The organism is Colwellia echini (genome assembly GCF_002843355.2).
In the GTDB taxonomy this organism is placed as follows: domain Bacteria; phylum Pseudomonadota; class Gammaproteobacteria; order Enterobacterales; family Alteromonadaceae; genus Colwellia; species Colwellia echini.
Genome location: NZ_PJAI02000001.1, coordinates 523,267 through 536,779, shown reverse-complemented (window position 1 = coordinate 536,779; position 13,513 = coordinate 523,267). Strand labels below are relative to the sequence as shown.

The following is a 13,513-nucleotide window of genomic DNA, read 5'->3' as shown; positions in this document are numbered from 1 at the left end:
GTATATCATTAACAAAAGAGAATCCATAGATAATTGATAAATAAAATTATTGAATGACTACATTTGAAGCGTTCTATTTGTGAGGGAAATATAAATAATAGCGTTTATATGTTATCAATTTGCTTGCTGCGTACTGATTTAAGAGATGACTTATTTATATAGGATAAGCATTTACGACTAAGGTGGGATTTAACAAAGAGCTTACTTTAGTTAACCTCTTTGTACAGGCAATTGATCTGATAGCTAATAATTTAGATACAGACCAATTAAATATCTAGCTACTTTTGATACTTATAACTTAATAGCTCTACTTATATATGTACATGTATAAATGTATAAATACTAAAACGGCTAATAAAATGATTGATACAAATTGCAAACCAATATATTGGCAGAAATAATATCATCACGGTATATTGAGCTAAACGTTTAAAGCAATTGGCATTTTACCTACATTAATACATACTTACTAACGCACTGAGAATATGCTACTGCATTTAAGTCGTACTTAACCAGAATGGAACCCCACTTATTATGATTATCTTTTTTATATGTATAGCACTGCTTATACTAGGTTATAAATTTTATAGCCCTTTTGTCGAGAAACAAGCTGGGATAGATCACACCGTTAAAACGCCTCAGGTGCGCTTTGATGAAGGTGTTGACTATGTCGCCATTCATCCCGTAAAAGCTTTTCTTATTCAATTTTTAAATATTGCCGGCGTGGGTCCTATTTTTGGCCCTATCCTTGGTGCTATTTATGGTCCTGTCGCTTTAGTATGGATTGTATTAGGTAATATTTTAGGTGGCGCTGTTCACGATTACTTCTCTGGTGTGATGAGTATTAAAGAAGATGGTAAGAGTCTGCCTGAAATTGCCGGAAAACATTTTAATGTGGTTTACAAAGGGATCATGCTTATATTTACCGCCATGTTACTATTTTTTGTTGGTGTTGTATTTATTATGAGCCCGGCGGGCTTGCTTGGTAATTTAAGCTATTTTGAAGGTACCTTTCTTGAGGGTAATACCTTTTGGGTATTTGTTATTTTAGGTTATTACTTTTTAGCCACTTTATTACCTATCGATAAAATTATTACCAAGCTTTATCCATTATTTGGACTGTTAATGATAGTAATGACAAGTTCAATAGCCATTGCACTATTATTAAATGCCCCACACTTGCCTGTTATGGGCGATTTTTTAGCTTACTTTAGCCATGACCATTTTAACCATGACTTTTTAGAGCCCAACCCAGATGGCGCACCTGTTTGGCCGTTATTATTTATTACCATAACCTGTGGTGCAATTAGTGGTTTCCACTCAACTCAAGCGCCTATTATGGCCCGCTGTTTAACCAACGAAAAATATGTTCGCCCAGTTTATTATGGCGCGATGATTTCTGAAGGCGTGGTTGGTTGTGTTTGGGCACTTGCCGGTATTGCAGCATTTCCTGAAGGCTATGTTGGTCTTAAAGCTATGTTATCGGAAGGTGGTCCAGGACTGGTTGTTAACCATATCGCTACCAGTTACCTTGGTGTATTTGGTGGTATTATGGCTATCATCGCTGTGGCAATATTCCCTATTACTTCTGGAGATACTGCTTTTAGATCGTTACGCTTAACTATAGTTGACGCATTCAACATTCCACAAAGCATGCGTAATAGAATTTTATTAGCTGTACCTATTTTAGTTATTGCTTACTTTATGACCAAGATTGATTTCTCGTTAATTTGGCGTTATTTCGCTTTCTCAAATATGTTACTTTCAACCAGTGTTCTTTGGTTAGCAACTAAGTACTTATATGACCGTGGCACATTTCATTGGATTGTTAGTATTCCTGCTATTATAGGCACCAGTGTTACCATTTCTTATATTATGACCGCTGGTATAGGTTTTAATTTAGCTGAAACTTATAGTAAACCGATTGGTGTGGTATCTGCTGTAATATTGCTTATAGTATTGATAGTGATCAATAGCAAACGGCCTAAATCCGTTAACAGTTAACCTCACATTAACTGATATTAATTTAGTATCACTTTTAATGCCCATATTAAAACCTAACATATGGGCATTAGCTTCCTCCCCTAATTTAGTTTGCCGCGAGTATATACCCGCCAACCACTTTCGCTCTTAATACCAACAGACTTCGCCCATTAATCAACCAATAACTTTGTAATAAAAGCTAAAAACAACTTGCATGAATAAGTTTACCTTGTATAATACGCGCTCGCATTCAGCCAAATTGAGTGTGACTTACCAAAATATATTCTACGTTTCGACTTTAAATGTTTTAACTGTAAATATAATTTAGTACAAATAAAGATTATTTCTTTATTTCACAGCAACTCTAATTTTGAGTTGAATGTTTATTAGTAATACACCCCCTTCCAACATATAGGAAGCAGAGGGATGTATTTTTTTGTTCTTTAAAAAGGGGATTTGTCTTCATGTCAAATCAAAGAATTCGCATTCGTTTGAAAGCGTTCGATCATCGTTTGATTGATCAATCTACAGCAGAAATCGTTGATACTGCAAAACGTACTGGTGCTCAGGTTCGTGGTCCAATTCCACTTCCTACACGTAAAGAACGTTTCACTATCTTGACTTCTCCACACGTTAACAAAGATGCACGTGATCAGTACGAAATTCGTACTCACAAACGCATGATTGATATCGTTGAGCCAACTGAAAAGACTGTAGACGCATTAATGCGTTTAGATCTTGCAGCTGGTGTTGATGTTCAAATCAGCTTGGGCTAAGGGGAGTTTTAACATGACTATAGGTCTAGTTGGACGTAAAGTGGGTATGACTCGTGTCTTCACAGAAGATGGCGTTTCTACTCCTGTTACTGTTATTGAAGTTGAAGCCAACCGTGTTGCTCAAGTTAAAACAGTAAACAATGATGGATATTCAGCACTACAAGTTACAACTGGTAAGCGTAAAGCTAGCCGTGTAACTAAACCAGCTGCTGGACATTTCGCAAAAGCAGGTATCGAAGCAGGCCGCGGCTTGTGGGAATTCCGTTTAAACGCAAACGAAGGTAGTGACATCGAAGCCGGCAGTGAAATCACTGTTGAGCTATTCAATGAAACTAAATTAGTAGACGTAACAGGTACATCTAAAGGTAAAGGTTTCCAAGGCGGTATTAAACGCTGGAACTTTAGCATGCAAGATGCGACACATGGTAACTCGTTATCACATAGATCTAACGGTTCGTTAGGTCAGTGTCAAACTCCTGGTCGTGTATTCAAAGGCAAAAAGATGTCTGGTCACATGGGTGCTGTGCGCGTTACTACACAAAACCTTGAATTGGTTCGCGTTGACGCAGAACGTAACTTGTTGCTTGTTAAAGGCGCAGTTCCGGGTGCTATCAACGGTAACGTAATCATCAAACCAGCTGTTAAAGCTTAAGTCCAGGAGATTTTCTGATGGAATTATCATTAAAAGACGCAACAGGTGCTCTTGAAGTATCTGAAGCAACTTTTGGACGTGAGTTTAACGAAGCGTTAGTACACCAAGTAGTAGTTGCTTACGCAGCTGGTGCTCGTCAAGGTACTCGTGCTCAAAAAACTCGCTCTGAAGTTAGCGGCGGTGGTGCAAAACCATGGCGCCAAAAAGGTACTGGCCGTGCACGTGCTGGTACTACTCGTGGTCCAATCTGGCGTACTGGTGGCGTAACATTCGCTGCTAAGCCACAAGATCACAGCCAAAAAGTTAACCGTAAAATGTATCGTGGTGCTATTGCTAGCATCCTATCTGAATTAGTTCGTCAAGAACGTTTAGTAGTAGTTAACGATTTTTCGGTAGAAACACCAAAAACTAAAGAATTAGTTGCTAAGTTAAAAGGCTTAGAACTTAAAGACGTATTAATTGTAACGAAAGAAGTTGACGAGAACTTATTCTTATCAGCACGCAACTTATACAAAGTTGACGTTCGTGACGTTGCAGCAATCGACCCTGTAAGTTTAGTTGGTTTCGAAAAAGTTTTAATCACTGCTGACGCAGTAAAAGAAATTGAGGGGATTTTAGCATGATAAACGAAGAACGTTTGTTAAAAGTGCTTTTAGCACCAAATATTTCTGAAAAAGCAACTACAGCCGCAGAAGCAAGCAACACTGTTGTTTTCAAAGTAGCTACAGATGCAACTAAAGCTGAAATTAAAGCTGCAGTTGAAAAACTTTTTGAAGTTACCGTTGAAGGTGTAAACACGCTTAATGTAAAGGGTAAAGTAAAACGTACTGGAGCTCGTACTGGTCGTCGTAACGACTGGAAAAAAGCTTACGTTTCTCTTGCTGAAGGCAGTGACATCGACTTCGTTGGCGCGGAATCATAAGGAGCAGATAAAATGGCTATAGTAAAATGTAAACCTACTTCTCCGGGTCGTCGTCACCTAGTTAAAGTGGTAAACAACGAGCTTCATAAGGGTAAGCCTTATGCACCATTATTAGACACTAAGTCTAAGTCTGGTGGTCGTAACAATAATGGTCGCATTACGGTTCGTCACATTGGTGGTGGTCATAAGCATCATTATCGTATCGTTGATTTCAAACGTCTTAAAGATGGCATTCCAGCCAAAGTTGAGCGTTTAGAATATGATCCAAACCGTAGTGCTAACATTGCGTTAGTATTATACGCAGATGGTGAGCGTCGTTACATCTTAGCCCCTAAAGGCTTAACAGCTGGTGATTCTATCCAGTCTGGTGTTGATGCTCCTATTAAAGCGGGTAACGCTATGCCGTTACGTAACGTACCATTAGGTAGTGTGATTCATGCTATCGAACTTAAACCAGGTAAAGGTGCACAAATTGCACGTGCTGCTGGTACTTACGCACAATTAGTTGCGAAAGATGGTGCTTATGTGACTGTACGTCTTCGCTCTGGCGAAATGCGTAAAATTGAGTCTGATTGTCGTGCTACTTTAGGCGAAATCGGTAACTCAGAACATATGCTTCGCTCTCTTGGTAAAGCTGGTGCTTCGCGCTGGCGCGGTGTTCGCCCAACTGTTCGTGGTGTTGCCATGAACCCAGTTGACCATCCACACGGTGGTGGTGAAGGTAGAACATCTGGTGGTCGTCATCCTGTATCTCCATGGGGCGTACCTACTAAGGGTTACAAGACTCGTTCGAACAAGCGTACTGATAAATTTATCGTACGTCGTCGTACTAAGTAATTTAGTACATTTAACTAATATTCTGATTGCTGAGCTTAGTAAATCTTTTATTAAACTAAGCTCACAAGAAGAATTATATATATAAGGATTCACCATGCCACGTTCCCTCAAGAAAGGTCCATTTATTGACCTACACTTGTTGACGAAGGTAGAGACTGCGGTGGAAAGCGGGAATAAAAAGCCAATTAAAACTTGGTCCCGTCGTTCAATGATCATTCCTACAATGATCGGTTTGACCATCGCTGTCCATAATGGCCGTCAACACGTTCCTGTATTTGTTACCGAAGAAATGATCGGTCACAAATTAGGAGAATTTGCACCAACTCGTACTTATCGCGGTCATGTCGCTGATAAGAAAGCCAAGAAGTAAGGGGAAATTAAATGCAAGCTATAGCTATACATAAATTTGCCCGCGGTTCTGCTCAAAAAGCGCGTTTAGTTGCGGATCAAATCCGTGGCGTTAATGTAGAGAAAGCACTTGAAATTTTAACTTTCAGCAACAAAAAAGCTGCTGAATTAGTTAAAAAAGTACTTAACTCTGCAATCGCGAATGCCGAGCATAACGAAGGTGCAGATATTGATGAATTATTCGTTAAAACAATTTTGATTGACGATGGTCCAACAATGAAACGTATTATGCCACGTGCGAAAGGCCGAGCCGATCGCATCATCAAGCGCACTAGTCACATCACTGTGATTGTGTCTGATTCTTAGGAGTATATTAGTATGGGTCAAAAAGTTAATCCTACCGGTATTCGCTTAGGTATCACGAAACCTTTCGCGTCTACTTGGTTTGCAAGCAGCAAAGATTTTGCTAGCAACTTAGACGGCGACCATAAGGTTCGCGAATTTTTAAAAGAAAAGCTTAAGCGTGCATCACTTTCAAAAGTGGTAATCGAACGTCCAGCTAAATCTATCCGCGTAACAATTCACACGGCTCGTCCAGGTGTTGTTATCGGTAAGAAAGGCGAAGATGTAGAGAAATTACGTTTAGCAGTTTCTAAAATTGCTGGTGTTCCTGCTCAGATCAACATCGCTGAAGTACGTAAGCCAGAAATGGATGCGCAGCTTGTTGCAGACAGCATTGCTAGTCAATTAGAACGTCGTGTTATGTTCCGTCGCGCTATGAAGCGTGCAGTTCAAAACGCTATGCGTTTAGGCGCGAAAGGCATCAAAGTACAAGTTAGTGGTCGTTTAGGCGGCGCTGATATCGCACGTGCAGAATGGTATCGTGAAGGTCGTGTACCTTTACATACATTACGTGCTGATATTGATTACGCAATTGCGCGTGGTGACACAACTTATGGTGTTATTGGTATCAAAGTTTGGATCTTTAAAGGCGAAATCATTGGCAACATGCCATTGCAAGCAGAGCAACCAGCTGCTAAGCCTAAAAGAAAGAACAGCCGTAAAGCGAAGTAGAGGAATAAGTAATGTTACAACCAAAACGTACTAAATTCCGTAAGCAATTTAAATTACGTAACCGTGGCCTAGCCCAGGTTGGTAGTTCAGTTAGCTTCGGTACTTTCGGTTTGAAATCGGTTGAGCGCGGTCGTATGACTGCACGCCAAATTGAAGCCGCTCGTCGTGCCATGACTCGTCATGTGAAACGCCAAGGTAAAATCTGGATACGCGTATTCCCTGATAAGCCAGTTACTAAAAAACCTCTTGAGGTTCGTATGGGTAAAGGTAAGGGTTCAGTAGAATATTGGGTTTGCCAAATTCTTCCTGGTCGCGTTCTTTATGAAATGGAAGGTGTTTCGGAAGAAATCGCACGTGAAGCTTTTGCTTTAGCTGCTGCTAAACTTCCATTCAAAACTACCTTCGTAACTAGGACGGCATTGTAATGAAAGTTAGTGAACTTAAAGCTAAAAGCATCGAAGAGCTAAATGCTGAATTACTAGAACTTCTTCGTGAGCAGTTTAATTACCGCATGCAAGCAAGTACTGGTCAATTAGCACAAACTCATTTGCTAAGAATCGTACGTCGCAATATCGCACGTGTTAAGACTATCATCACTGAAAAGGCAGGTAAGTAATGAGCGAAGCCAAAATCCGCACACTACAAGGCGTTGTTGTCAGTAACAAAATGGATAAGTCTATCGTTGTTTTGATTGAGCGTCGTGTTAAGCACCCTATATACGGTAAATTTATGACGCGTTCAACTAAGTTGAAAGCACATGATGAAACTAACGTATGTAACGAAGGTGACTTAGTAACTATTACTGAAGTTGCGCCAATTTCTAAGTCTAAGAACTGGAAATTAGTTGACGTAATTACTAAAGCTTAATTAGTATTTTTAATACTTTTTAAACTTAAATAGTTAGTAAAAAGCCCTTAACAAGTAATTGTTAAGGGCTTTTTTTTGTCTACGATTTTATCTATCGACACAGAACGAAATTGGCATAATTTCTAAGTCTGCTCATAAAAGATAAGTGGAAATTAGTTGACGTAATTACTAAAGCTTAATTAGTATTTTTAATACATTTTAAACTTAAATAGTTAGTAAAAAGACCTTAGCATTTATTTGTTAAGGTCTTTTTTTGTCTACCATTTTATCTATCGACACAGATCGAAATTGGCATAATTTCTAAGTCTGCTCATAAAAGGTAAGTGGAAATTAGTTGACGTAATTACTAAAGCTTAATTAGTATTTTTAATACTTTTTAAACTTAAATAGTTAGTAAAAAGACCTTAGCATTTATTTGTTAAGGTCTTTTTTTGTCTACCATTTTATCTATCGACACAGATCGAAATTGGCATAATTTCTAAGTCTGCTCATAAAAGGTAAGTGGAAATTAGTTGACGTAATTACTAAAGCTTAATTAGTATTTTTAATACTTTTTAAACTTAAATAGTTAGTAAAAAGACTTTAGCATTTATTTGTTAAGGTCTTTTTTTATGCCTGCGATTTTATCTAATAGCGCAGTTCGAAATTGGCATAATGTCTAAAAGATAAGTGGAAATTATGACCTGGTCAAATCGCTGAGTGGGAAATAACATAATCAACTTGGTATAACCATTAACAAAAGCTTATTGGTATTACATCACTTTTATAGGCAAAATAAGCATAAGTATACTTTCATCACTTGCCGAGCTAAATTTGAACATTAGTTTTATTGATAACATTAACCAAATAAACAAACTTGATTGGCAACAAGTCAATACCTCTCCTTGCCCGTTTCTGCAATATGATTATTTTGAAGCTCTTGAAAACAGTCAATCAGCGAGTGCTAAACAAGGTTGGCAAGCTCACCACTTAGTAGCTACTACAACAAACAAAGTTACCGCTGTTATGCCTATGTATCTAAAAAGTCATTCATGGGGTGAGTATGTATTTGATTGGGACTGGGCGGAAGCTTTTAAGCGTCACAAGGTAGATTACTACCCAAAGTTAGTGGCTACCGTTCCTTTTACGCCAGTTACCAGTAATAAACTATTATCGACAGAATTACAGCTTGATAAAATGTTTTCACCTTTAATAGAGCATTGCCAAGAAGAAAATATTAACAGCTGGCATTTACTGTATTGTCACCAAATAGAAACAAAACTACCTAAAGATGTTTATGAGCGTAATACCGTTCAATTTCATTGGTTTAATCGAAACTATGAAAATTTCGATCATTTTCTTGATAATTTTACATCTCGTAAGCGTAAAAACACCCGCAAAGAGCGCTTGTCTATCGCTCAACAAGGGTTAACAGTTCGTCGATTAATGTCTGATGAAATAACAGAGCAAGATCTAAAATTCTTTTACTTAACCTATCAAATAACGTATTTAAGACGCGGACATCAACCTCATTTAAATTATCAGTTTTTCTCTCAATTAGTTTTTAATAACCACGAAACTAACGGTAATAATATTTTATTAATTATTGCCAATAATTCATACGAAGATGTCGCTTGCTCTCTCTTTTTTTACGATGATAAACAGTTATATGGTCGATATTGGGGTTGCACCGAGCAGTATAACAATCTCCATTTTGAACTTTGTTATTATCAAGGCATCGAGTTTTGCATTAAAAACAAGTTACAAAGATTCAATCCCGGCACTCAAGGTGAACATAAAATTCAACGTGGCTTCGAGCCTGTTTTAACCTATTCTTATCACTGGATTAAACATACCCCCTTTAGAGAAGCGGTTAAAAACTTTTGCCTAGAAGAGCAAAGGAGTATGCTAATGTATCAACAACAATGTCAAAAACTGTTACCTTTCAAACAATGACTTTAGACGTATAATTTATAACTAACCTTTGCAGAGTAGATAAGAGAACATAATGAATAAGCCTTTTTCCCAAGCCTGTGAAAATAACAAGCAGCCAATTTTATCCGTATTAAACAAAACGTTTGCTAACACCAGACACGTATTAGAAATTGGCTCAGGTACTGGTCAACATGCTGCTTATTTTAGCCAGCAGTTACCTCATTTAACTTGGCAAACTAGTGATTTAATAATCAATCATCCTAGTATCAACTTATGGTTAGATGAATTAAAAGAGAGTAATGCGCGTAGACCAATAGAGATAGATTTAGCTGGTTCCAGCGCAAACAATACTTGGCAACAACTCAGCGCAGAGCAAACTATTGATGGCTTATTTACGGCAAATACACTGCATATAATAAGCTGGCCATTGGTAGTTAAGTTTTTTGAAGGTATCAGTAAAAACCTATCAGTTAACAGTCATGTCTGTATTTACGGTCCGTTCAATTATCAAGGTAAATTCACAAGTGAGAGTAACGCTAATTTTGATCTCTGGCTGAAAAGTAGAGATATTAATAGTGGTATTCGCAATATCGAAGATATCTTAAAATTAGCAACATCAGCAGATCTGGAGCTAATAAAAGATCATACTATGCCTGCCAATAATCGTTTATTAGAATTCATAAAGCGTTGTTAAAAAACAGTTAGAAAGTAGTTATAAAACAAAGCCCTTAACATAAAATATAAGGGCTTTGATAGTTAATAGATTGAATATACTCACTTCAGCGGTTAGTTAAACGACAAACCTAATGATTTCAAGTTTGTGGTACGTACTTTAATAGCATTCGCTTCAGACTCAACTGTTGCAGCCTGGTTAAGATTGTCATTTGATGCGTCACTAATATTGACAATGTTTTGACTAATTTCAGATGACACTACGCTTTGCTCTTCTGCTGCTGTAGATATTTGCATGGTTAAGTCCGCTATATCAGAAATAGCATTATAAAGTTCCGTCACCACATCTTGAGTACTTTGTGTATCAGCAACACAGTTCTCCGCTGACTTTTTACCCTCTTCCATTGTTTTAGACCAATGACGAAGTGTACTTTGAATTTCATTAATGGATTTATGAATTTGTTCAGTTGCACCATGTGTACGGCTAGATAAAGCTCTAACCTCATCAGCTACTACAGAAAACCCTCTGCCTTGCTCTCCGGCACGAGCAGCTTCTATTGCAGCATTTAGTGCTAACAAATTAGTTTGGTCAGCAATACCTTGAATCTCTTGCATAATAGTACCAATTTTTTCAGCCTCTTCTGCTAACTCATTGGCTGATCGTGATGACTCAGCCACATCATCAGCTAACGATGAAACCTGCTGCATAGTTTTTGTCATTGCCTGATTGGCTTTTTCACAATCACCATGAGCTTGATGTACTTTATCAGATGTATTAATGGTATTTTGCGATACCTCCGAAATAGTAGCTACCATCTCTTCAACGGCCGTAGATACTTGGTGAAGTTCATTACTCTGCTTTTCAACACCAGCTTTAGCATTACCTGCAGCATTATTTAAATGAGTAACACTTGCTTCCATAATATTAGCGCTATCAACCACTCTTCCTAAAATAGTTCTTACTTTGCCTTGTTGAACTTTAATATGAAAGTCTGCAATACTGTGTGGTTTTGTCCCTGAAAATATCCACCTTGAGGCACTATCATAGTCTGATTTTAACTGCTCAAAGTAAGCTGGAGTAGTGATTAATTCATCGAAATATAGAATAAAGGGAATAAATGGTAATAAAAACATTAACCAGCTAGACAAATTCATTACAGCCATTAATGTGGCAATGCTAAATAACGCAAATAAAATATGTCGATTATTAAGTGATGAATACCAACCTTCTATTTTCTTATCTTCATTTAATTTTTGGTATGCCGAAATTGCCATTTCTTTAGCTTTAGGAGCAAGGTTTACGCGCACAGATTGATAACCTGACATTTTTCCTTGCTCAAAAATAGGGCTTACAAAGGCATCAACCCAATAATACCTACCATCTTTACAGCGGTTTTTAACCGCCCCACGCCAATTTTGTCCTGCTTTATTTTTCTCCCATAAATCTTTAAAGGCAGCTTTTGGCATATCTGGATGACGCACCATATTATGATGTTGACCAATAATTTCTTCTCGTGCATAACCTGAAACTTTACAAAAAGTATCATTTACATATGTAATCACACCTCGTAAATCAGTGGTGGTAACAAGCTCTTCGCCCTGATTAAACGTAACTTCTTTATCTACAATTGATACATTTTGATTAGACATTCCTTACCTCTTATATAAATCATTCGTTAAGCCAGCACTTAATGTACTTATTATAGTAGTTTGACAGTATGCTAACTATCAAGTTGTTAATACGCTATTTTCATTTATCGAGCATTTTTCATTTATTGAGCATATAGTTACGCTTAATTAACCACTTTACTTCCCATACTTAATTATCAAGATTTAATAAATTTGCTGGCGCAAACTGGTCCGTTAATATCGTAATATCATCAGACCAATCTTGCTGAGTAGCCGTTGATCTCATATTACGATAGAGCATATTTACATCAACACCTAAAGCTAAAAGCGCTGCAGCAAGTTGATCATTTTTTTCGGTTTGTAATCCTGTAGATGACGTTAAGCCGCTTTTAAGTGCCAATATAATTCGATTATTATTGGTTTGATTACTCACTTGATAAAAATCACCAAACACAGCTTTATAAGTTGCTGATTCATACTTGTATAGCTGACTTGAAGAGAAAGTGTTAGCAGTTAAAATTCCATTCTCAGATAATAAACTTTTAATTTCTAACAAAAATTCTTGGGTCATTAAGTGCTCAGGAATATAGTCACCATTAAATGCATCTAAAATAATCCAATCGTATTCTTGTTTCTTTAATAAAGCTCTTTTGACAAAAACTCGGCCATCTTGACTATAGGTTTTTATCTGATCATTTTCTAAAAAATCAAAGTACTGTCTAGCAACTTTAATTACACTTTCATCTATTTCTACGTTATCAATTAAACTAGTTGGTAATAAATCATGTAGGGTGTTTGACATAGTGCCACCACCTAAACCTATGATTAAAATACGTTTCGGCTCAGGATTTACCAATAAACCGGTTAACAATAATTTAGTGTAATTAAACACTAGCTGTTTGGGTTGGCTTTTTAAAAAACAACTTTGTCGTGTTTTGCTAGTTTTTACATTAAATTTTAAACAGCGTAAATCACCATCATCTTCCACTAAAATATTAGTATATAAAGATCGCTCACTGTGAATAACTTCCGCTTGGCTGGTAGCAGTCATCAGTGTGCTAATAATTAATATTTTAATTAATGTTTTAATTAACAAACTATTAGCTAATACTTCCGCTAGCGATCCAAGGTTAAAACTGAAACTTGTATATATCTTATTAATAATACTATGCATGACTTATATCTCGCGTTGTATTTAAAGTAGAGAAACTTGAATTAACTTTAGCAAGAATAATAGCAATAACACCTAAGAGCCCAAGTACTAAACAAACACTAACAACAATAGTATTAATATCAAACCACATTACAAAGTAGAACGAGGTGATGATAGTACCTAAAGCGCTACCGAGGGTAGAAACAAAGTAAAGTTTACCTGCAACTTGTCCACTTTCATTTGAGTCTTTCACTAATAATCTGACTGAATAAGGCGATAGCATACCTAGGATAATAGTAGGAATGAAAAACAGGATTGTTGAAGCTAATAAAGAGCCATAACGAGAGTCTTCAATAGCAACAAAAATAGTTTCCATTATCCAAGTGCTTGATGTGACAATTGGTAATAAAGTAATTCCTGCGAATATAAAAATAGCACCATAACGAGTCAAGGATGCTGAACGCGTTGATAATTTACCGCCTAACAAGTAGCCAATAGATAAACTGAGCATAAATACCGTAATAATACTGCCCCAGATATGCACACTACTACCGAAAAATGGCGCGAGTATCCTACCAGCTAATAGCTCAACACACATGATAGAGAAGCCACTGGTGAAGGCTAAAAAGTAAATAAAAATATTTCTGTAATTAATTGATTTATCTGATGCTTGCATAGTTTAGATC

Annotated in this window: 17 protein-coding genes; 14 read left to right on the top strand and 3 right to left on the bottom strand. The window is 37.1% G+C overall.

Features of this window, described 5'->3' with window-relative positions; genetic code table 11:
• The first annotated feature begins 534 nt into the window (after positions 1-534).
• From CWS31_RS02090 to CWS31_RS02025, 14 genes are all read left to right on the top strand, one after another.
• A complete protein-coding gene (locus CWS31_RS02090; protein ID WP_101343443.1) occupies positions 535-2,004 on the top strand; it encodes a carbon starvation CstA family protein in 1,470 nt (489 codons plus the stop codon).
• Positions 2,005-2,447: 443 nt separating this feature from the next.
• Positions 2,448-2,759, top strand: coding sequence for a 30S ribosomal protein S10 (gene rpsJ, locus CWS31_RS02085; protein WP_070375080.1), 312 nt, complete (start codon positions 2,448-2,450; stop codon positions 2,757-2,759).
• Positions 2,760-2,772: 13 nt separating this feature from the next.
• Entirely contained in the window at positions 2,773-3,411 is a 639-nt protein-coding gene (gene rplC / locus CWS31_RS02080) for a 50S ribosomal protein L3 (RefSeq protein ID WP_101343442.1), read from the top strand.
• 17 nt (positions 3,412-3,428) lie between these two features.
• A complete protein-coding gene (rplD, locus tag CWS31_RS02075; RefSeq protein ID WP_101343441.1) occupies positions 3,429-4,034 on the top strand; it encodes a 50S ribosomal protein L4 in 606 nt (201 codons plus the stop codon).
• The gene (gene rplW / locus CWS31_RS02070; protein WP_101343440.1) at positions 4,031-4,333 is read left to right on the top strand and encodes a 50S ribosomal protein L23; all 303 of its coding nucleotides are present in this window, start codon (positions 4,031-4,033) and stop codon (positions 4,331-4,333) included. The genes rplD and rplW overlap by 4 nt, the downstream gene beginning before the upstream one ends.
• 12 nt (positions 4,334-4,345) lie before the next feature.
• On the top strand, positions 4,346-5,170 hold the full coding sequence (gene rplB / locus CWS31_RS02065; protein WP_101343439.1) for a 50S ribosomal protein L2: 825 nt from the start codon (positions 4,346-4,348) through the stop codon (positions 5,168-5,170).
• Positions 5,171-5,264: 94 nt separating this feature from the next.
• On the top strand, positions 5,265-5,540 hold the full coding sequence (gene rpsS, locus CWS31_RS02060; RefSeq protein ID WP_101343438.1) for a 30S ribosomal protein S19: 276 nt from the start codon (positions 5,265-5,267) through the stop codon (positions 5,538-5,540).
• An 11-nt stretch (positions 5,541-5,551) separates the two neighbouring features.
• Positions 5,552-5,884, top strand: coding sequence for a 50S ribosomal protein L22 (gene rplV / locus CWS31_RS02055; protein WP_011041717.1), 333 nt, complete (start codon positions 5,552-5,554; stop codon positions 5,882-5,884).
• 12 nt (positions 5,885-5,896) lie between these two features.
• Positions 5,897-6,592 (top strand): 30S ribosomal protein S3, encoded by a 696-nt coding sequence (rpsC, locus tag CWS31_RS02050; RefSeq protein WP_101343437.1) that lies wholly within the window; start codon positions 5,897-5,899, stop codon positions 6,590-6,592.
• An 11-nt stretch (positions 6,593-6,603) separates the two neighbouring features.
• Positions 6,604-7,017 carry a 50S ribosomal protein L16 gene (gene rplP, locus CWS31_RS02045; RefSeq protein WP_101343436.1) on the top strand — a complete coding sequence of 138 codons (414 nt, stop codon included), beginning with the start codon at positions 6,604-6,606 and terminating at the stop codon, positions 7,015-7,017.
• The gene (gene rpmC, locus CWS31_RS02040) at positions 7,017-7,208 is read left to right on the top strand and encodes a 50S ribosomal protein L29 (RefSeq protein ID WP_011041714.1); all 192 of its coding nucleotides are present in this window, start codon (positions 7,017-7,019) and stop codon (positions 7,206-7,208) included. Before rplP ends, rpmC begins: the two co-directional genes overlap by 1 nt.
• Positions 7,208-7,459: a 30S ribosomal protein S17 gene (gene rpsQ, locus CWS31_RS02035; RefSeq protein ID WP_101343435.1), complete on the top strand. Its 252-nt coding sequence runs from the start codon at positions 7,208-7,210 to the stop codon at positions 7,457-7,459. The genes rpmC and rpsQ overlap by 1 nt, the downstream gene beginning before the upstream one ends.
• An 813-nt stretch (positions 7,460-8,272) precedes the next feature.
• Positions 8,273-9,394, top strand: coding sequence for a GNAT family N-acetyltransferase (locus tag CWS31_RS02030; RefSeq protein WP_246143278.1), 1,122 nt, complete (start codon positions 8,273-8,275; stop codon positions 9,392-9,394).
• A 52-nt stretch (positions 9,395-9,446) separates the two neighbouring features.
• Positions 9,447-10,067, top strand: coding sequence for a DUF938 domain-containing protein (locus tag CWS31_RS02025; protein ID WP_101343433.1), 621 nt, complete (start codon positions 9,447-9,449; stop codon positions 10,065-10,067).
• A gap of 92 nt (positions 10,068-10,159) precedes the next feature.
• Here the strand turns inward: CWS31_RS02025 and CWS31_RS02020 are convergent, their stop codons facing one another.
• The 3 genes from CWS31_RS02020 to CWS31_RS02010 all read right to left on the bottom strand — a co-directional run bounded on the left by CWS31_RS02020 (position 10,160) and on the right by CWS31_RS02010 (position 13,503).
• Positions 10,160-11,695 carry a methyl-accepting chemotaxis protein gene (locus CWS31_RS02020; RefSeq protein ID WP_101343432.1) on the bottom strand — a complete coding sequence of 512 codons (1,536 nt, stop codon included), beginning with the start codon at positions 11,693-11,695 and terminating at the stop codon, positions 10,160-10,162.
• A gap of 169 nt (positions 11,696-11,864) precedes the next feature.
• Positions 11,865-12,725: a spermidine synthase gene (locus tag CWS31_RS02015; RefSeq protein WP_101343737.1), complete on the bottom strand. Its 861-nt coding sequence runs from the start codon at positions 12,723-12,725 to the stop codon at positions 11,865-11,867.
• Positions 12,726-12,840: 115 nt separating this feature from the next.
• The gene (locus CWS31_RS02010; protein WP_101343431.1) at positions 12,841-13,503 is read right to left on the bottom strand and encodes a fused MFS/spermidine synthase; all 663 of its coding nucleotides are present in this window, start codon (positions 13,501-13,503) and stop codon (positions 12,841-12,843) included.
• Between the last annotated feature and the right edge of the window lie 10 nt (positions 13,504-13,513).

Excerpts from the sequence above, each read along its gene's own strand:
- rpsS (WP_101343438.1), top strand. The coding sequence starts at position 5,265 with ATGCCACGTTCCCTCAAGAAAGGTCCATTTATTGACCTACACTTGTTG.
- rpsJ (WP_070375080.1), top strand. The coding sequence starts at position 2,448 with ATGTCAAATCAAAGAATTCGCATTCGTTTGAAAGCGTTCGATCATCGT.
- rpsQ (WP_101343435.1), top strand. The coding sequence starts at position 7,208 with ATGAGCGAAGCCAAAATCCGCACACTACAAGGCGTTGTTGTCAGTAAC.
- CWS31_RS02025 (WP_101343433.1), top strand. The coding sequence starts at position 9,447 with ATGAATAAGCCTTTTTCCCAAGCCTGTGAAAATAACAAGCAGCCAATT.
- CWS31_RS02010 (WP_101343431.1), bottom strand. The coding sequence starts at position 13,503 with ATGCAAGCATCAGATAAATCAATTAATTACAGAAATATTTTTATTTAC.
- rplB (WP_101343439.1), top strand. The coding sequence starts at position 4,346 with ATGGCTATAGTAAAATGTAAACCTACTTCTCCGGGTCGTCGTCACCTA.
- CWS31_RS02015 (WP_101343737.1), bottom strand. The coding sequence starts at position 12,725 with ATGACTGCTACCAGCCAAGCGGAAGTTATTCACAGTGAGCGATCTTTA.
- CWS31_RS02090 (WP_101343443.1), top strand. The coding sequence starts at position 535 with ATGATTATCTTTTTTATATGTATAGCACTGCTTATACTAGGTTATAAA.
- rplW (WP_101343440.1), top strand. The coding sequence starts at position 4,031 with ATGATAAACGAAGAACGTTTGTTAAAAGTGCTTTTAGCACCAAATATT.
- rpmC (WP_011041714.1), top strand. The coding sequence starts at position 7,017 with ATGAAAGTTAGTGAACTTAAAGCTAAAAGCATCGAAGAGCTAAATGCT.
- CWS31_RS02020 (WP_101343432.1), bottom strand. The coding sequence starts at position 11,695 with ATGTCTAATCAAAATGTATCAATTGTAGATAAAGAAGTTACGTTTAAT.
- rplD (WP_101343441.1), top strand. The coding sequence starts at position 3,429 with ATGGAATTATCATTAAAAGACGCAACAGGTGCTCTTGAAGTATCTGAA.
- rplC (WP_101343442.1), top strand. The coding sequence starts at position 2,773 with ATGACTATAGGTCTAGTTGGACGTAAAGTGGGTATGACTCGTGTCTTC.
- rplP (WP_101343436.1), top strand. The coding sequence starts at position 6,604 with ATGTTACAACCAAAACGTACTAAATTCCGTAAGCAATTTAAATTACGT.
- rpsC (WP_101343437.1), top strand. The coding sequence starts at position 5,897 with ATGGGTCAAAAAGTTAATCCTACCGGTATTCGCTTAGGTATCACGAAA.
- rplV (WP_011041717.1), top strand. The coding sequence starts at position 5,552 with ATGCAAGCTATAGCTATACATAAATTTGCCCGCGGTTCTGCTCAAAAA.